This is a genomic window from Streptomyces sp. NPDC059895 (assembly GCF_042731035.1).
In the GTDB taxonomy this organism is placed as follows: domain Bacteria; phylum Actinomycetota; class Actinomycetes; order Streptomycetales; family Streptomycetaceae; genus Streptomyces.
This window is the reverse complement of the sequence record NZ_JBHWKO010000024.1, coordinates 1-17,401: the sequence shown is the minus strand read 5'-3', so window position 1 is coordinate 17,401 and position 17,401 is coordinate 1. Positions and strand designations below refer to the sequence as shown.

Here is a 17,401-nt window from a genome sequence, read left to right as displayed (position 1 = left end):
GGGTCTGGGACGCTCCCGTTTCGCGCACTCGGTTCGTACGGACGGGCGAGACCAGGGCAAAGTCTACCGGCGGTCCTCCTCGTCCCGTGGGGCGTCTCGGCGACGGGAGCGCGGCAGGACCCGCAGGGCGTCCCCCATGTCCGCGACTTCCAGCACCTTCATCCCGGAAGGGATCTTGCCGGCATCGCCCGGCACTAGGGCGTGCGTGAAGCCCAGACGGTGGGCCTCCGCCAGCCGGCGCTGGACGCCCGTGACCCGTCTGACCTCGCCCGCGAGGCCGACTTCGCCGATCGCGACGAGGTTCTTGGGCAGCGGGGTGTCACTCGCCGCGGAGGCCAGCGCGAGGGCGATCGCCAGGTCCGCCGCGGGCTCCGAGAGCTTCACTCCGCCGACCGTCGCGGAGTAGATGTCCCGCTTTCCGAGCGCGCTGATCCTGCCGCGCTGCTCCAGGACCGCGAGCATCATCGAGACACGGGACGTCTCCAGGCCGGACGTCGTCCGGCGGGGGGAGGGGATCTGCGAGTCGACCGTGAGTGCCTGCACCTCGGCGACCAGGGGACGGCGGCCCTCCAGGGTGACCGTCAGGCAGGTGCCGGGGACCGGTTCGTCACGACGGGTCAGGAAGAGTCCGCTGGGGTCCGCCAGGCCCGTGATGCCCTCGTCATGGAGTTCGAAGCAGCCGACCTCGTCGGTGGCGCCGTAGCGGTTCTTGACGCCCCGCACGAGGCGCAGGCGCGCGTGCCGGTCGCCCTCGAAGTGCAGGACGACGTCCACCAGGTGTTCCAGCAGGCGTGGGCCGGCGATCGCGCCGTCCTTGGTGACGTGGCCCACGAGCAGCGTGGACATGCCGCGGTCCTTGGAGGCGCGGATGAGGGCGCCCGCCACCTCGCGGACCTGGGCCATGCCCCCGGGCGCTCCGTCGATCTCGGGGGAGGCCACCGTCTGCACCGAGTCGAGGATCAGCAGCGACGGCTTCACGGCGTCCAAGTGACCGAGGACAGCCGCCAGGTCCGTCTCGGCGGCCAGGTACAGGTGGTCGTCGATGGCGCCGATGCGGTCGGCGCGCAGGCGGACCTGGCTCGCGGACTCCTCGCCCGTCACGTAGAGCGTGCGGTGCTCGTCGCTCGCCGACTTGGCGGCCACGTCGAGCAGGAGCGTGGACTTGCCGACGCCCGGCTCGCCGGCGAGGAGGACGACCGCGCCGGGGACCAGCCCCCCGCCGAGGACGCGGTCCAGCTCGGGCACGCCGGTGGGGCGCGCGGTGGCCTGACGGCCGTCGACCTGGCCGATGGGCAGGGCGGAGGTGGTGACGCGCCCCGGCGTCGTCGTACGGACGGCGGGCGTGCCGTACTCCTCGACCGTGCCCCATGCCTGGCATTCGGGGCAGCGGCCGAGCCACTTGGCCGTCTGCCAGCCGCATTCGGTGCAGCGGTAGGACGGGCGGTCCTTGGTGGTCTTCGTACGGGCAGCCATGGAGGAAACCGTAACCGCCGGGACTGACAACCGGCCGGGCGCGCGGAGGAGCGGCACCGGATCGAGGCGGGATCGAGGCGGGATCGAGGCGGGATCGAGGCGGGATCGAGGCGGGATGGATGCGGGTCGAGGCGGGGGCGAGGCGGGGGGCGAGGCGGGACGGAGGCGGGATCGAGGCGGCATGAAGGTGGCATGGAGATGGCATGGAGGCGGGATCGACCCGCAGCGCCGGCCCCGCGAGCCCGCCGCCGTCCCCGTATGAGGGATCGTTTCACCCATACGGATTAAAAGGACTCCAGGGGGCAGAAGAGGTCGTTCCGTGCCGCCTACGGTCGCACGGGTGATGAGCAGCAGTCCGGAAATTCCGACCCGCACGATCGGCGCACACCGGGCGAACAGGGAGGCGCGCGACCGCGCCGCGGCGCGCACGGTGGCACAGCGGTCACCCGCGCGTTACGAGCCGTACTTGGACGGCCTGTTCACCTACTGCCTGTCCGTCCTGTGCGACCACGACACGGCCACCGCGGCCCTCGCGGACGCCCTCGCGCTCGCCGAGCGGCGGGGGCAGCGCGTCCCGGAGGCCGCCGGGGACCGCAGGGCGTGGCTGTACGCGCTGGCCCGCTGGGCGTGTCTGCGCAAGCTGGCCGAGACCAAGCGGAAACGTCAGGGCACGCACGCGGCGGGGCGCCACGGCGTCTCCCGGGACGCCGACGCCGGTTCCGCCGGCGAGCCGGTCCCCGGCGAGGTGCGGGAGCGGCGGCGGCGCGAACTCGCCCAGCTGGCCTGGCCGGAGGCGGCCGGCACCACCCCGGAGCAGCGTGAGGCCCTCGAACTCGCCGTCCGCCACCAGCTCGCCGCCCACGAGGTCGCCGCCGTCCTCGGCATGGACCTCGCCGGGGCCCGCGAACTGCTCGCCTCCGCCGCCTGCGAGGTCGAACGCACCCGCGCGGCCCTGGCCGTCGTCGAGACCGGCGGCTGCCCCGGTGTGGCCCACCTCACCGGCGACCACCAGCTCGTGCTCAGTGCCGCCCTGCGCCGCGAACTCGTCCGGCACGTCGACGACTGCCCGCACTGCCGCCGGGGCGCCGGGCGCGCGGACTCCGGCCGGTGGCCCGGTGTCGGAGTCACCCCCGCCGAGCTGCCCGTCCTGGAGGCGCCCCGCGCGGAGCTGCACCTCGCCCTGGCGCACCGCCCACGCGCGCGGGGCACCGAGGCACCCCGCTTCGACCGGCGGGGTTTCCCCATGGACCCCAAGGACCGCGCCGCCCGCCGCGACCGCCTCCGCGCGCGTGCCGTCACCACGACCGTCGTCGCCACCGTCGTCGCCGCGCCCGTGCTCGCCCTGTGGGCGGCCTACCGGGGCACCCCGACCAGCGAGGGCACCGCCGGCCACGCGGCCACGGCCGGCGAGGCGCACGGCTCCGACGCTCTCGACGGCGGGACGGCGGGCGGCTACCAGAACGCCGGCAACGCCAGCACCCGGCCCCGCTCCGGCTTCGCCAAAGGCGACGAGCCCGACGTCTCGGTGGAGGTCATCAGCGTCACCGGAGCCGGCGGGAAGGGCGCGAGCAGCCTCACGGTGGCCGCGAGCAACAGCGGCGACACCACGCTGATCACCCTCACCGCCTCCGCCGAGGCGGGCGGGCCCGTCCGCTGGTCGGCGACCACCGGAGCGCCCTGGCTCTACCTGAGCCGCTCCTCCGGCACGCTGGAGCCCGGCGGGACGGTGACGGTCAAGGTGTACGTCGACCATCTGCGCGAGCCGTCCGGTCACTGGGACGCGCGCGTGGCGATCGCCCCGGCGGGCGCCGTCGTCTCCATCGAGGGCAACGGCATCGCACCCGTCCCCGCCGACCCGGGACCCGGTCCCGCCCCCGGCACCCCCGGCGACCCGCCCGCCCCGCCCGACCCGGGCCCGGATCCGGACCTGGAACCGACCCCCACGGACCCTGCATCCCCCGACCCCGACCCCGCCCCGAGCGAGCCGCCGTCCTCGCCCGGTCCGCAGCCCACCCCCGGCGAACCGTCGCCGTCCGGCCCGGGGATCCCGGCGCCGCAGCCGGGCGACGGCGGTGACCCCAGCCCCGCCGCGCCGTGACCGTCCGGGCCCGGCCCGGGGATCCCGGCGCCGCAGCCGGGCGACGGCGGTGACCCCAGCCCCGCCGCGCCGTGACCGTCCGGGCCCGGCCCGGCGGCGGCACGCCGCGTACGGCGGCGGCCCGGGGCGTCAGCCCGCCCGGCCGCAGGATCCACCGGACCAGGGGGGTTCGCGGGACCCGTGGGATCCACCGGACCAGGGGAGTTCACGGGACTCACGCGACTTACGCGACTCACGCGACTCACGCGACTCACGCGACTCACGCGACTCACGCGACTTACGGAACTCAGGGACTCACGCGACTCACGGGACTCACGCGACTCACGGAACTAAGGGAGCGACTCAGGGACCCACCGGACCCACGGGATCCGCCGGATGCGGTGCCAGCAGCGGGAGCCGGGCGGCGAGCCGTTCCTCGCACAGCTCGACCAGCCGGTCGTATCCGGCCTTGCCCATCAGCTCGGTCAGTTCCGCCCGGTAGGAGACGTACACCGGCTCGCCCGCGCCGTGCGCCGAGGTCGCCGACGTGCACCACCAGTGCAGGTCGTGGCCGCCCGGACCCCAGCCGCGGCGGTCGTACTCGCCGATCGACACCTGGAGCACGCGCGTGTCGTCGGGCCGGTCGATCCAGTCGTACGTACGCCGGATCGGAAGCTGCCAGCAGACGTCCGGCTTGGTCTCCAGCGGCTCGCGGCCCTCCCTGAGCGCCAGGATGTGCAGCGAGCAGCCGGCGCCGCCCGGGAAGCCGGAACGGTTCTGGAAGATGCACGAGCCGTTGAACGGGCGGGTCTGGCGGGAGCCCTCCTCGTCCTCGGCGACCCAGCCGTCCCGGGTGCCCTCAGCGTGGTGCTGCCAGATGTCGGGAGTGAGCCGCGCCACGTGCTCGGCGACCCGCTTCTCGTCGTCCTCGTCGGAGAAGTGGGCGCCCAGCGTGCAGCAGCCGTCGTCCGCGCGGCCCGCCTGGATGCCCTGGCAGCCGCTGCCGAAGATGCAGTTCCAGCGAGAGGTCAGCCATGTCAGATCGCAGCGGAAGATCTGCTCGTCGTCCGCCGGATCGGGAAACTCCACCCACGCGCGCGCGAAGTCGAGGCCCTTCTCGTCCGGGACCGGAGCCGTCCCCTCTCCCGCGACCGGAGCCGTCCGCGACGGCTTCGACGGCTTCGACGGCTTCGATGACTTCGGCCGCGAAGAACCCTTGGAGGAACCCGAGGAACCCGTGGTGGATTCGGCCGTCTTGGCGGTCTTGTCGGCCTTTTCGTCCTTCGCCTTTTTCGTCTTTGGCACGCGTCCAGGGTAAGTCGCCCCCGTCCGCTCACGGCACCGTCTCAGGATGCGCACCGGGCACGGAGGGCGCGATCGCTGGCAGTAGCGTTCCCTACATGAGACTCGGTGTCCTCGACGTGGGATCGAACACGGTGCATCTGCTGGTGGTGGACGCGCACCCCGGCGCGTGCCCGCTGCCCGCCCACTCGCACAAGGCGGAGTTGCGTCTCGCCCAACTCCTCGACGAGAGCGGGGCGATCGGCCCCGAGGGCGTCGAAAGGCTGATCGCTGTCATCCGGGAGGCCCTCCAGGCCGCCGAGGACAAGGGCGCCGAGGACGTACTGCCGTTCGCGACCTCCGCGGTGCGGGAGGCCACCAACGCCGACGAGGTCCTCGCGCGCGTGCAGGCCGAGACCGGCGTCGAGCTGCGGGTCCTCACCGGTGCGGAGGAGGCCCGGCTCACCTTCCTCGCGGCCCGCCGCTGGTTCGGCTGGTCGGCCGGCAAGCTGCTGGTCCTCGACATCGGCGGCGGCTCGCTGGAGATCGCCTACGGCATCGACGAGGAGCCCGACGCTGCCGTCTCCCTCCCGCTCGGCGCGGGCCGGCTCACCGCCGGCTGGCTGCCCGGGGACCCGCCCGACCCCGAGAACATACGGGCGCTGCGCCGGCACGCGCGTGCGGAGATAGCCCGCACCGTGGGGGAGTTCAGCCGCTTCGGCGCCCCCGACCACGTCGTCGCCACGTCGAAGACCTTCAAGCAGCTCGCCCGCCTCGCCGGCGCCGCCCGCTCCGCCGAGGGCGTGTACGTCCAGCGCGAGCTCAAGAGGGAGTCCCTGGAGGCCTGGGTGCCGCGCCTGGCCGGCATGACCGCCGCCCAGCGCGCGGAACTTCCCGGCGTCTCCGACGGCCGCGCCCACCAGCTCCTCGCCGGCGCCCTGGTCGCCGAGGGGGCGATGGACCTGTTCGGCGTGGAGACGCTGGAGATCTGCCCCTGGGCGCTGCGGGAGGGCGTGATCCTGCGGCGGCTGGACCACATGCCCACGGAGTGAGCGGGAGTGGCGGAGCAGACGGAGCGGCAGACGTGAAGTACGCCACCCCCCGCCCGCGCGCCGCCCCCGCGAACTGCCCCCGCTCACCCCGCTCCGTCCCAGGCCATCCGCGTGGCCGGTTCCCCCGCCCCCGCCCGGCCGGCACGGTGGCTCGCTCCCCGGCGTGAGGCGGGGGACCGTACGCTGTCCCTCGTGGCAGAACCAGTGGTGCGCATCCCGGATGCGAAGGTCGCGCTGTCGACGGCCTCGGTCTATCCGGAGTCGACGGCGACGGCCTTCGAGATCGCCGCGCGCCTCGGGTACGACGGGGTCGAGGTCATGGTGTGGAACGACCCGGTCAGCCAGGACATCGACGCGCTGCGCCGGCTCAGCGACTACCACCGGGTCCCGATCCTCGCCGTTCACGCCCCCTGTCTGCTCATCACGCAGCGGGTGTGGTCGACCGACCCGTGGGTGAAGTTGCAGCGGGCGCGCGCGGCGGCCGAGAAGCTGGGGGCGACCACCGTCGTCGTCCACCCGCCCTTCCGCTGGCAGCGGCAGTACGCGCGCGACTTCGTCCAGGGCATCTGGCGGATGGCGGACGAGACGGACGTACGGTTCGCCGTCGAGAACATGTACCCCTGGCGCTACCGGGACCGCGAGATGCTCGCGTACGCGCCGGACTGGGACGTGACGAAGGACGACTACCGCCACTTCACGATCGATCTCAGCCACGCCTCGACGGCCCGCACGGACGCGATGCACATGATCGACCGCATGGGCGACCGCCTCGGGCACGTCCACCTCGCCGACGGCAACGGCTCCGCCAAGGACGAGCACCTCGTCCCCGGGCGCGGCTCGCAGCCCTGCGCCGAACTGCTGGAGCGCCTCGGGTCGAGCGGCTTCGACGGGCACGTCGTCATCGAGGTCAACACCCGGCGCGCGATGTCCGCCGCCGAACGCGAGGCCGACCTGGCCGAGGCCCTCGCCTTCACCCGCCTGCACCTGGCCTCGGCCGCGAACGCTCGGCACCCGTAACGGGGTCCCCCACCGGTAACGAGGCTCTCACTGGCATCGGGCCCCACCGGTGACGAGGCACTCACCGGTATCGGGCCCCACCGGTAGGCCCTCACCGGTGTCGGGGCCCACCGGTGAGCGGCGCGACGGCCGCCACCGTCAGAAGCGTCACCCGCGACGACGCCGCCACCACCCACCGGAACGAGACACGCATCCCGCATTTCGGACACCGTGTCCCGCCCCGTGGATGACCGGCGTACGCTCGATAACAGCCATATCTGTCTGAAGGAGCGAGCGACGATGCCCCAGCTGAGGTCCCGCACAGTCACCCACGGCCGCAACATGGCGGGCGCCCGCGCCCTTATGCGCGCCTCCGGTGTACCCGGTGCGGACATCGGCCGAAAGCCGATCATCGCGGTCGCCAACAGTTTCACGGAGTTCGTGCCGGGCCACACGCACCTCCAGCCGGTCGGCCGGATCGTCAGCGAGGCGATCAGGGAGGCCGGCGGCATCCCGCGCGAGTTCAACACGATCGCCGTCGACGACGGCATCGCGATGGGCCACGGCGGCATGCTGTACTCGCTGCCGTCCCGCGACCTGATCGCGGACAGCGTGGAGTACATGGTCGAGGCCCACTGCGCCGACGCCCTGGTCTGCATCTCCAACTGCGACAAGATCACCCCGGGCATGCTGAACGCCGCCCTGCGGCTCAACATCCCCACGGTCTTCGTCTCCGGCGGCCCGATGGAGTCCGGCCGCGCCACCCTCGTCGACGGCACGGTCCGCACGCTCGACCTGGTCGACGCGATCTCCGACGCGGTGAACGACAAGATCTCGGACGAGGACATCCTCCGTATCGAGGAGAACGCCTGCCCGACCTGCGGCAGCTGTTCCGGCATGTTCACCGCCAACTCGATGAACTGCCTGACCGAGGCCATCGGCCTCTCCCTCCCCGGCAACGGCTCGGTCCTGGCCACCCACACCGCGCGGAAACAGCTGTACGTCGATGCCGCGCGCACGGTCATGGACATCACGCGCCGCTACTACGACGAGGACGACGACACGGTCCTGCCGCGCAACGTCGCCACCTTCGCCGCCTTCGAGAACGCGATGGCCCTGGACATCGCCATGGGCGGTTCGACCAACACGATCCTGCACCTGCTGGCGGCGGCCCAGGAGGCGGACGTCCCCTTCGGCCTGCACGAGATCGACGCGGTCTCCCGCCGGGTCCCCTGCCTGGCCAAGGTCGCCCCGAACGTCGCCAAGGACCGCACGTACTACATGGAGGACGTGCACCGCGCCGGCGGCATCCCCGCCCTCCTCGGCGAGCTGCACCGCGCGGGCCTGCTCAACGAGGACGTGCACTCCGTGCACAGCCCGTCCCTGGCGGACTGGCTGAAGACCTGGGACGTCCGCGGCGGCTCCCCGTCCGCCGAGGCGGTCGAGCTGTGGCACGCGGCGCCCGGCTGCGTCCGCTCCGCCGAGGCCTTCTCCCAGTCCGAGCGCTGGGAGGCCCTCGACGTGGACGCCGAGGGCGGCTGCATCCGCTCCGCCGAGCACGCGTACTCCAAGGACGGCGGTCTGGCGGTCCTCAGGGGCAACCTCGCCGTCGACGGCTGCGTGGTGAAGACGGCCGGCGTCGACGAGTCGATCTGGACGTTCGAGGGCCCGGCCGTCGTCTGCGAGTCGCAGGAGGAGGCCGTCCAGAAGATCCTCACCCAGCAGGTCAAGGAGGGTGACGTCGTCGTCATCCGCTACGAGGGTCCCCGGGGCGGCCCCGGTATGCAGGAGATGCTGTACCCGACCTCGTACCTGAAGGGCCGCGGTCTGGGCAAGGCCTGCGCGCTGGTCACCGACGGCCGCTTCTCCGGCGGCACCTCGGGCCTGTCCATCGGCCACGCCTCGCCCGAGGCGGCCGGCGGCGGCACGATCGCCCTCGTCGAGGACGGCGACCGCATCCGCATCGACATCCCGAACCGCACGATCGAGCTGCTCGTCGACGACGCGGAACTCACGCGCCGCGACCAGGCGTTGAACGGCGTGTACGCCCCGAAGAACCGCGAGCGCAAGGTCTCCGCCGCCCTGCGCGCCTACGCGGCGATGGCCACGAGCGCCGACAAGGGCGCGGTGCGGGACGTGTCGAAGCTGGGCTGACGACGCCGGCGCCGACTGCGCTGCGCCGGCTGCGACTACCGGTGGGGCCGCTCCTCGGGGCGGCCCCACCGTCGTGCCCGGGGTCGTGCGTGTGCCCGGGGCCGTGCACGTGCCCGGGCCGTACCGTGCCCGTACCGATGCCCGGGGCCGTGCCCTGCGGTGCCGATGCCGGGGCCGCGCCCTGCGGTGTCGGTGCCTGTGCTGGGGCCGGGGCCGGGGTCGTGCGCGCGTGCCCCGAGCCGTCGGGATTCACCAGGCCGCCGGGTCCGTCCCGTCCACGGCGAAGACGGTGCCGTCGGGCGCGGCGGCGTAGACACGGCCGTCGGCCACCTCCGGCGCGGGCAGGGCGGTCACCACCTCACCCGAGTTCTCCCCGAGCCGCAGCGGTGTCTGCCCGATGAGCCTGCCCGCGTCGGCGTCCACGGCGAGGAGACGGCCGTCGGGCGCGCTGAAGTACACGTGCTCGTCGTCGGCCGCCGGCACCGACCCCCGGCTCACCGCCGTCTGGAGCGACCACAGCCGCTCCCCCTTCGCCATGTCGACGGCCACCAGCGAACCGTCGAACGTCAGCAGGTAGACGCGGTCGCCGTGCACGGCCGCGCTCGCCTGCTGGAGCTCGACGCTCAGCGCCACCCGCCGCGACTCCCCGGTTGCGGGAGAGAAGCGGACCACGGCGTCCACCCTGCCGTACTCCCCACCGCCGGACAGCAGGACGAGGCCGTCCCCGTCGGTGCCCGCCAGGGTCAGCGTGCCGTCGAACCGCTCGTCCCAGCGCACGTCCCCGGTGGCCGGGTCCACCGCCGTGACCAGGGTGCTCCCGTCGTCGGACGTGCTCGTCACGTACGCCAGCGGGTCACCCGTGAACGACGCGAAGTACGCCTCGCCGGCCCCCGGGACGCTCCGCTGCCACTTGGTCCGCCCCGACGCGGCGTCCACGCCGGTCACCGTGCCGTCGGCCGCGGTCAGCAGCAGGGTCCCGCCCGCGTACCGGATGCCCTTGTACGCCGACACGTCCCGCTCCCAGCGCGTCTCGCCCGACGACGGGTCGAGCGCCTCCAGGCGCTTGCCCGAGTCGGTGAGCACCTGCGCCAGCCCGCCCGCGAGCACCGGTGCCTCACCGCTCCCGTCCCCGGCGGAGAGGGAGTGCCGCCACAGCACCCGCCCGCGCGCCGTGTCGAGCGCGGACACCTGCCCCGGCTGGACGCAGATCAGCCGCTGCGCGTCGTGCGCGCACCGGGGCATGCCGGCCGTCGTACCGTCGGTGACCGGTTGCGCCGCCCACGGAGTGAACGTTTCCGTGCCCGAGGACGCCCGTGCCCCGCCCGCGCTCCGGCCGTCGCTGTCCGCAGGGTCGCCGAGCAGCAGCACGGAGCCGAGGCCGGCACCCGCGACGAGGACCAGCGCGCCGAGAACGAGCCCGACCCGTCCACGCCGTCGACCCCACGCACCGGCACCCGCACCCGCACCCGCACTCGCAGCCGCAGCCGCCGACGACACCCCCGCATCCCCCGCATCCCCCGCATCCCCTGCATCCCCCGGGTCCGCCGTGACCCCCGCATCCCCCGCATCCCCCGGGTCTCCTGGGTCCGCCGGGCGCTCCGCGTCCCCCGGGACCCCCGCACCGCCCACGCCCTCCGGGCGCGCGGGCCCGGGCGCGTCCGGACCGGACAGGCCCGAGGCCGGCACGTCGGGCCCCGGCGCGTCCGAAGCCCACGCGCCCGGCCCCGGCGCGTCCGAAGCCCACGCGCCCGGCCCCGGCGCGTCCGAAGCCCACGCGCCCGGCCCCGGCGCCGCCGGCCCCGTCGCCTCCGAGGCCCGTTGCGCCGGTATGAACGCCTGCGTGTCGTACGAGGCCGCCACCGCACGCAGCTCCCGCATCAACTCGTCCGGCGTCGGCCGTTCCTCGGGCTCCTTGGCGAGACAGCGCCGCACCAGCGGCGCGAGGCTCTCCGGTACGCCCGTGAGATCCGGCTCGTCGTGCACGACCTGGTAGGCGACGACGTACGGGCTGTCGGAGTCGAACGGCCCCCGCCCGGTCGCCGCGTGCACCAGCACCGACCCGAGCGCGAAGATGTCGGCGGCCGGCCCGACCTCCCGCGGCCGCCGGAACTGCTCCGGCGCCATGAACGGCGGTGTGCCGATCAACTTGCCGGTCTCGGTGCGCAGTTCACTGTCCTTGGGCCGCGAGATGCCGAAGTCGATGACCTTCGGCCCGTCCTCCGCGAGCAGCACGTTGCTGGGTTTGAGATCCCGGTGCACGACCCCGACCCGGTGGATGTCGCGCAGCGCCTCCGCGAGCCCGGCCGTCAGCCGCCGCAACTCGCCCGTCCCCATCGGCCCGTTCCGCTTCACATGGTCCGAAAGCGTCGATCCCGGGATGAACAGTGTGGCCATCCACGGCCGTTCGGCCTCCGGGTCGGCGTCGACGACGGGTGCGGTGAAGGCGCCGCTGACCCGTCGCGCGGCCGCCACCTCCTGCCGGAAACGTCCCCTGAACTCGGGGTCCCTGGCGAACTCGGCGTGCACGACCTTCACGGCGAGCTTCATGCCCGAGGTGCTGCGGGCCAGGTGGACCACGCCCATGCCGCCGGATCCCAGACGGGACTCGAGACGGTAGTGGCCGGCGTACTCCGGAAGTTCCGCTTCCGCGCCCGCCCCGGTGTTGCGCTGTGGCGTCATGGACCACCCCCGTGCTGCTTCGGCCGCGCGCGCGACGCACGGAGCCTAGTCGATGACTCGTACGGGACCGAGGCGACTTGCTAGCCTCCCCGTGCGAGTTGCGTACATGTGTTTCATGCCGTGATTCAGGGGAATCAACGTGTCCCCATGGCAGCCATGGGGTTCAACGGGGGAGGTCTTGCATGTCTGTCGAGCACGTGGAAGAGGTCGAGAGCGGTGACGAGGCGGAAGCCGTCGTCGCGACGGCCCTGACGTACTACCCGATCGCGCCCGGCGTCCGCCTGAACGTCCGCAGCGGACCCGGCACCAGCTATCCCGTCGTGAAGGTCCTGCCCGAGGGCACGAAGGTGCCGATCTTCTGCCAGACCCCGGGCACCACCGTGAGCGGCCCGTACGGCACCACCAACATCTGGGACAACATCGCCGACAGCCAGTTCGTCTCGGACGCGTACGTGAAGACGGGCAGCGACGGCTACATCGCGGCGCGCTGCGCCTGACCCACCCCCCGGGGAGCCCGCCCCCGTCCGGCGCCATAATCGTCCCGTGAGCGACGAAAACGGCACCTCGGACACTCCGGCGGGTTCCCCGGGCCCGGGCACTCCCAGCGGCCCGCGCCCCGAGCCGCTGCGCTTCTTCGGGACCACCTGGGTCGAGCACGACCACGGCTACCGCGCCCGCCGGGCCGCCGTGGCCGCCGGCTCCCTCCTCGCCGCCGCCGTCTCCTGCCTCGTCCTCCGCTTCGCCTACGAGGGCCTCGCCCTCGCCGCCATCGGCGGCTTCGTGACCCTGCTCGTCGTCGCCATGTTCGCGATCTGCACCGCCCTCGCCTTCCGCCACACCTGGAGCGGCTTCACCGAGCGCGCCGACCCGGACCGCCAGGCCTCCCTGCGCGGCCTGCTGGCCATCGGCTTCGTCGGCTCCCTCCTCGCCTACTTCTTCCGCTCCCTCACCGAGGCCCCCGGCGAGCGACTCCACCGCCAGGAGTACGAGGCGGCCCGCGCCCGGCACGACCGCCGCAGCACCCGCCGCACCGGCAACCCGTCGAAGAAGCGCCGCCGCGCCTGACGCCCGCCCCCGGCCCCCGGCCCCCACCTTTCGGCCCCCGGCCCCCGGCCCTGCCGTTCGTCCCCCGCTGCCCGGCTCCCGGCCCCCGCCGTTCGTCCCCGTGCCCCCGGCCCCGACGCCCCACCGCCCACCACCGACGCCTTGACGGCACCCCACCCCGGAGAGACGGTTCACGCGTGATGGACAACCCCGCTCCGGGCCCACCCCCGGGCACGCCCGACCCCACCCGCGCCCCCAGCCCCACCGGCACCCCCAGCCCCACCCCCACCCCCACCGCCCCCACCCCCACCGTCCCCGTCCCGGCCGTCCACGCCTCCGCCCTGACCGTCGTCCGAGGCCCCCGCACAGTCCTCCGCTCCCTCGACTTCACCGTCCCCCGCGGCCAGGTCACCGGCCTCCTCGGCCCCTCGGGGTGCGGCAAGTCGACCCTGATGCGCGCGATCGTCGGCACCCAGGCCAAGGTCACCGGCACCCTCGACGTCCTCGGCCACCCCGCGGGCCACCCCACCCTGCGCACCCGCATCGGCTACGTCACGCAGGCGCCCTCCGTCTACGACGACCTGACGGTCCGCCAGAACCTCGACTACTTCGCCGCGATCCTCGACCCGGGCCGCCCGGCCGCCGCCCGCCGCCGCGACAACGTCACCCGGGCCATCGCCGACGTCGACCTGACCAGCCACGCCGACGCCCTGGCCGGCACCCTCTCCGGCGGCCAGCGCAGCCGCGTCTCCCTCGCCGTGGCCCTGCTGGGCACCCCCGAACTCCTCGTCCTCGACGAACCGACCGTCGGCCTGGACCCGGTCCTCCGCCGCGGCCTGTGGACCCTCTTCCACGACATCGCGGCCACCCGGGGAGCCACCCTCCTCGTCTCCTCCCACGTCATGGACGAGGCCGAGCGCTGCCACCGCCTGCTGCTGATGCGCGAGGGCGAGATCCTCGCCGACGACACCCCCGACGCCCTGCGCACCCGCACCGGCTCCGACACCGTCGAGGCGGCCTTCCTCCACCTGGTCGACGAGGCGACCGAGGCCGCCCGGGCGAAGGAGCAGACCCCATGACCCCGCGCACGAACCCCGCCCCGCGCACGCCACCCACCCCCGCCCCGCGCCCCACTCCCGCGCCCACCACCCCCCTCGACCTCTCCCGCACCACCGCCACCGCGGCCCGGGTCCTGCGCCAGCTCCGCCACGACCCGCGCACGATCGCGCTGATGATCCTCGTCCCGTGCGTGATGCTGTTCCTGCTGCGCTACGTCTTCGACGGCAGCCCCCGCGCCTTCGACAGCATCGGCGCATCCCTCCTCGGGATCTTCCCGCTGATCACGATGTTCCTGGTCACCTCCATCGCCACCCTGCGCGAACGCACCTCGGGCACCCTCGAACGCCTCCTCGCCCTCCCCCTCGGCAAGGCCGACCTGATCGCCGGCTACGCCCTCGCCTTCGGCGCCCTGGCGATCGTCCAGTCCGCCCTGGCCACAGGCCTCGCCGTCTGGGCGCTCGACCTGGACGTGACGGGCAGCCCCTGGCTCCTCCTCCTGGTGGCGCTCCTCGACGCGCTCCTGGGCACCGCCCTCGGCCTCTTCGTCTCGGCCTTCGCCGCCTCCGAGTTCCAGGCGGTCCAGTTCATGCCGGCGGTGATCTTCCCCCAGCTCCTCCTCTGCGGCCTGTTCACCCCCCGCGACGCCATGCACCCCGCCCTGGAGGCCGTCTCCGACGTCCTCCCCATGTCCTATGCCGTCGACGGCATGAACGAGGTCCTCCGGCACCCGGAGATGACGACCGCCTTCGTCCGCGACGTGCTGATCGTGGCGGGCTGCGCCCTGCTGGTCCTGGTCCTGGGCGCGGCCACCCTGCGGCGCCGCACCGCCTGACGCCGCCCCGTCCCGCCCACGTCCGCCCACCGGACACGCACGCCGCCCGCCCGCCTCCCGGTGCGAGGATGACACCGGACGACGCACACTCCCGAAGGACCCCCGCCATGACCCAGAAAGTCGCAGTCCTCGGCACCGGCAAGATCGGCGAAGCCCTGCTCAGCGGAATGCTCCGGGGCGGCTGGCCGCCCGCCGACCTCCTCGTCACCGCCCGCCGGGCCGAGCGCGCCGAGGAACTCCGCACCCGCTACGGCGTCACCCCCGTCACCAACGCCGAAGCCGCCAAGACCGCGGACACCCTCATCCTCACGGTCAAGCCGCAGGACATGGGCGCCCTCCTCGACGAACTGGCCCCCCACGTCCCCGCCGACCGCCTGGTCATCAGCGGAGCCGCCGGCATCACCACCTCCTTCATCGAGGAGCGCCTCACCTCCGGCGTCCCCGTCGTCCGCGTCATGACGAACACCCCCGCCCTCGTCGACGAGGCCATGTCCGTCATCTCCCCCGGCAGCCACGCCAGCGAGGCGGACCTCGCCCACGCCGAGGAGATCTTCGGCTCGGTGGGCAAGACCCTCCGCGTCCCCGAGTCCCAGCAGGACGCCTGCACCGCCCTCTCCGGCTCCGGCCCGGCGTACTTCTTCTACCTGGTCGAAGCCATGACGGACGCCGGGATCCTGCTCGGCCTGCCCCGCGACAAGGCCCACGACCTCATCGTCCAGTCCGCGATCGGCGCCGCGACGATGCTCCGCGACAGCGGAGAGCACCCCGTCAAGCTCCGCGAGAACGTCACCTCGCCGGCGGGCACCACCATCAACGCCATCCGCGAACTGGAGAACCACGGCGTGCGGGCCGCCCTCATCGCCGCCCTCGAGGCCGCCCGCGACCGCAGCCGCGAGCTGGCCTCCGGCACCAAGGACTGACGCGGCCGGGGGCGGTCACCGCGCGGCCCCGACCACCTCCGCCGTGGTCACCACTCGCGCGAACCCGCCCCCGTGCAGCGACACCGCCGCCGCCCGCGCCGCCTCCTCCGCCGCGAGCCGCCGGCGAGGTCACGATGCGCCAATACTTCGCATCGCGCCTCGCCACCAGTCCACGCGCCTACCGCACGGCGTTCAGCACCGGATCCGCCACCGGCGGCAGCAGCCCGATGGCGCGGTAGGCGGCATCGACGACGGGCCGGGCCATCGCCCGTGCCTTCCGTGCCCCCTCCCGCAGCACCCCTTCCACGTACGCCGGATCGGCGCACAGCTCCTGGTGCCGGGCCTGGAGCGGCCGAAGCGCCTCCACCACGGCCTCGGCCGTGTCCTTCTTCAATGCCCCGTACGACTCGTAGGTACCGCCCAGGGCCTCCGGGTCCCCACCCGTGCAGGCCGCGAGGATCTCCAGCAGGTTCGCGACCCCGGGCCGCCCCTCCCGGTCGTACACGACCTCCCGCCCGCTGTCGGTCACGGCCCGAGCGATCTTCCTCCGTACGATGTCCGGCTCGTCCAGCAGATAGACGATCCCCGGCCCGGAGTCGTCGCTCTTCCCCATCTTCGACGTCGGCTCCTGCAGGTTCATCACCCGCGCGGCCACCGTCGGATGCGTCGCCCTGGGCACCACGAACGTCTGCCCGTACCGCTGGTTGAACCGCAGCGCCAGATCCCGCGCCAGCTCCACGTGCTGAGCCTGGTCGTCACCCACGGGCACCTCGTCCGTCCCGTACGCCAGGATGTCCGCGGCCATCAGCACCGGGTAGGTCAGCAGCGACAACCGCACGCTCCCGCCCCGCGTACGCTCCCGCGCGGCCTTCTCCTTGTACTGGATCATCCGCCGCATCTCACCGTCGGTGGCCACACACTCCAGCAGGTACGACAGCCGCGCGTGCTCGTCCACGTGACTCTGCACGAACAGCGTGCACAGCCGCGGATCCAGCCCGGCCGCCAGCAGCAGCGTGGCCGTCTGCCTGCTGAGCCGACGCACCCGCTCCGGATCGTGCTCGACGGTGAGCGCGTGCAGGTCGACGACACAGAACAAGGCGTCCGCCCGGTGCTGGTCGACCGAGGCCCACTGCCGCATGGCCCCCAGGTAGTTCCCCAGCGTCAGATGCCCGGTCGGCTTGACCCCGCTGAAGACCCGCTTCATCTCTCCACCTCCTGGTCGGGCCCGCCGCCCCGGCCGGCCGGCCCTCAGGAGGGAGAAACAGAAAACGGCCGCCGGGGCGGCGGCCGTTGAGTGCATACGTGAGGACGGCCGCCGTCAGGCGGCCCACCACTGTCGGGTGCACGTACGCGTAGTCATGCCCCTCAGCGTACGCCTCAGGGGTGCTCCCGGGACATGAGTTGACACGCTGGTGGCGGATCCGTAGTGTTCTCCGAGTTGTCCGACGTGAGCGCCGACCCCGGTCGGTCCCCGGACAGCCATTCCGCAAGTAGCAACCACCTCTCGGCGAACAGTCGATTCAACTGTTGTCGTGTTGTTGGCGTGCGTATTTACGGAATGAGGAATCCGCGTTCGAAAGGGCGCAGGCCCCGATTGGCTTCGGGCGCCAGGAATCCGCTAAAGTCTCACTCGTCGGAACGGCCCAACAGCCGGGAAGACACACCCCTCTGACTGGGAATCAGACGCCGAAAGGATCTGATAGAGTCGGAACCGCCGGAAAGGAAACCGCGAGAGCGGAAACCTGGAAAGCACCGAGGAAATCGGATCGAGAAAAGATCTGATAGAGTCGGAAACGCAAGACCGAAGGGAAGCGCCCGGAGGAAAGCCACGAGA

The 17,401-nt window shown here is 73.2% G+C and carries 13 protein-coding genes and 1 pseudogene; 9 read left to right on the top strand and 5 right to left on the bottom strand.

What is annotated here, in order from left to right:
• Positions 1-63: 63 nt before the first annotated feature.
• The gene (gene radA / locus ACFV9M_RS25185; RefSeq protein WP_385065882.1) at positions 64-1,473 is read right to left on the bottom strand and encodes a DNA repair protein RadA; all 1,410 of its coding nucleotides are present in this window, start codon (positions 1,471-1,473) and stop codon (positions 64-66) included.
• Between the two features lie 340 nt (positions 1,474-1,813).
• Between radA and ACFV9M_RS25180 the strand changes: the two genes are divergently transcribed.
• Complete coding sequence (locus ACFV9M_RS25180) at positions 1,814-3,571, top strand: hypothetical protein (protein ID WP_385065879.1); 1,758 nt, start codon at positions 1,814-1,816, stop codon at positions 3,569-3,571.
• A 342-nt stretch (positions 3,572-3,913) separates the two neighbouring features.
• Here the strand turns inward: ACFV9M_RS25180 and ACFV9M_RS25175 are convergent, their stop codons facing one another.
• The gene (locus ACFV9M_RS25175) at positions 3,914-4,855 is read right to left on the bottom strand and encodes a hypothetical protein (protein WP_385065876.1); all 942 of its coding nucleotides are present in this window, start codon (positions 4,853-4,855) and stop codon (positions 3,914-3,916) included.
• Positions 4,856-4,950: 95 nt separating this feature from the next.
• Between ACFV9M_RS25175 and ACFV9M_RS25170 the strand changes: the two genes are divergently transcribed.
• The 3 genes from ACFV9M_RS25170 to ilvD all read left to right on the top strand — a co-directional run bounded on the left by ACFV9M_RS25170 (position 4,951) and on the right by ilvD (position 9,033).
• The gene (locus ACFV9M_RS25170) at positions 4,951-5,883 is read left to right on the top strand and encodes a Ppx/GppA family phosphatase (RefSeq protein ID WP_385065873.1); all 933 of its coding nucleotides are present in this window, start codon (positions 4,951-4,953) and stop codon (positions 5,881-5,883) included.
• Between the two features lie 192 nt (positions 5,884-6,075).
• Positions 6,076-6,900: a sugar phosphate isomerase/epimerase family protein gene (locus tag ACFV9M_RS25165; protein WP_385065870.1), complete on the top strand. Its 825-nt coding sequence runs from the start codon at positions 6,076-6,078 to the stop codon at positions 6,898-6,900.
• A 279-nt stretch (positions 6,901-7,179) separates the two neighbouring features.
• A complete protein-coding gene (ilvD, locus tag ACFV9M_RS25160) occupies positions 7,180-9,033 on the top strand; it encodes a dihydroxy-acid dehydratase (protein ID WP_385065867.1) in 1,854 nt (617 codons plus the stop codon).
• A 249-nt stretch (positions 9,034-9,282) separates the two neighbouring features.
• On the opposite strand, the gene ACFV9M_RS25155 is transcribed toward ilvD, so the two are convergent.
• Positions 9,283-11,712 (bottom strand): PQQ-binding-like beta-propeller repeat protein, encoded by a 2,430-nt coding sequence (locus ACFV9M_RS25155; protein ID WP_385065864.1) that lies wholly within the window; start codon positions 11,710-11,712, stop codon positions 9,283-9,285.
• A gap of 182 nt (positions 11,713-11,894) precedes the next feature.
• Here ACFV9M_RS25155 and ACFV9M_RS25150 point away from each other — a divergent pair, with 182 nt between their 5' ends.
• The 5 genes from ACFV9M_RS25150 (at position 11,895) to proC (ending at position 15,567) form a co-directional block, all read left to right on the top strand.
• Positions 11,895-12,209 carry an SH3 domain-containing protein gene (locus ACFV9M_RS25150; protein WP_385065861.1) on the top strand — a complete coding sequence of 105 codons (315 nt, stop codon included), beginning with the start codon at positions 11,895-11,897 and terminating at the stop codon, positions 12,207-12,209.
• Positions 12,210-12,255: 46 nt separating this feature from the next.
• On the top strand, positions 12,256-12,777 hold the full coding sequence (locus tag ACFV9M_RS25145) for an EamA/RhaT family transporter (protein ID WP_385065858.1): 522 nt from the start codon (positions 12,256-12,258) through the stop codon (positions 12,775-12,777).
• Positions 12,778-12,956: 179 nt separating this feature from the next.
• Positions 12,957-13,835 (top strand): ABC transporter ATP-binding protein, encoded by an 879-nt coding sequence (locus ACFV9M_RS25140; protein ID WP_385066091.1) that lies wholly within the window; start codon positions 12,957-12,959, stop codon positions 13,833-13,835.
• Positions 13,832-14,647 (top strand): ABC transporter permease, encoded by an 816-nt coding sequence (locus ACFV9M_RS25135; protein ID WP_385065856.1) that lies wholly within the window; start codon positions 13,832-13,834, stop codon positions 14,645-14,647. The genes ACFV9M_RS25140 and ACFV9M_RS25135 overlap by 4 nt, the downstream gene beginning before the upstream one ends.
• Positions 14,648-14,754: 107 nt before the next feature.
• Complete coding sequence (proC, locus tag ACFV9M_RS25130; RefSeq protein ID WP_385065855.1) at positions 14,755-15,567, top strand: pyrroline-5-carboxylate reductase; 813 nt, start codon at positions 14,755-14,757, stop codon at positions 15,565-15,567.
• 15 nt (positions 15,568-15,582) lie between these two features.
• Here the strand turns inward: proC and ACFV9M_RS25125 are convergent.
• Positions 15,583-15,687, bottom strand: a pseudogene (locus tag ACFV9M_RS25125) (cysteine hydrolase); the annotation flags it as partial.
• Positions 15,688-15,745: 58 nt separating this feature from the next.
• Positions 15,746-16,771 carry a tryptophan--tRNA ligase gene (gene trpS, locus ACFV9M_RS25120; protein WP_385065853.1) on the bottom strand — a complete coding sequence of 342 codons (1,026 nt, stop codon included), beginning with the start codon at positions 16,769-16,771 and terminating at the stop codon, positions 15,746-15,748.
• Positions 16,772-17,401 lie beyond the last annotated feature (630 nt).

Bases quoted from the DNA above. Each gene is read 5' to 3' on its own strand.
- ACFV9M_RS25135 (WP_385065856.1), top strand. From the start codon at position 13,832: ATGACCCCGCGCACGAACCCCGCCCCGCGCACGCCACCCACCCCCGCC.
- ilvD (WP_385065867.1), top strand. From the start codon at position 7,180: ATGCCCCAGCTGAGGTCCCGCACAGTCACCCACGGCCGCAACATGGCG.
- radA (WP_385065882.1), bottom strand. From the start codon at position 1,473: ATGGCTGCCCGTACGAAGACCACCAAGGACCGCCCGTCCTACCGCTGC.
- ACFV9M_RS25150 (WP_385065861.1), top strand. From the start codon at position 11,895: ATGTCTGTCGAGCACGTGGAAGAGGTCGAGAGCGGTGACGAGGCGGAA.
- trpS (WP_385065853.1), bottom strand. From the start codon at position 16,771: ATGAAGCGGGTCTTCAGCGGGGTCAAGCCGACCGGGCATCTGACGCTG.
- ACFV9M_RS25170 (WP_385065873.1), top strand. From the start codon at position 4,951: ATGAGACTCGGTGTCCTCGACGTGGGATCGAACACGGTGCATCTGCTG.
- ACFV9M_RS25140 (WP_385066091.1), top strand. From the start codon at position 12,957: ATGGACAACCCCGCTCCGGGCCCACCCCCGGGCACGCCCGACCCCACC.
- proC (WP_385065855.1), top strand. From the start codon at position 14,755: ATGACCCAGAAAGTCGCAGTCCTCGGCACCGGCAAGATCGGCGAAGCC.
- ACFV9M_RS25155 (WP_385065864.1), bottom strand. From the start codon at position 11,712: ATGACGCCACAGCGCAACACCGGGGCGGGCGCGGAAGCGGAACTTCCG.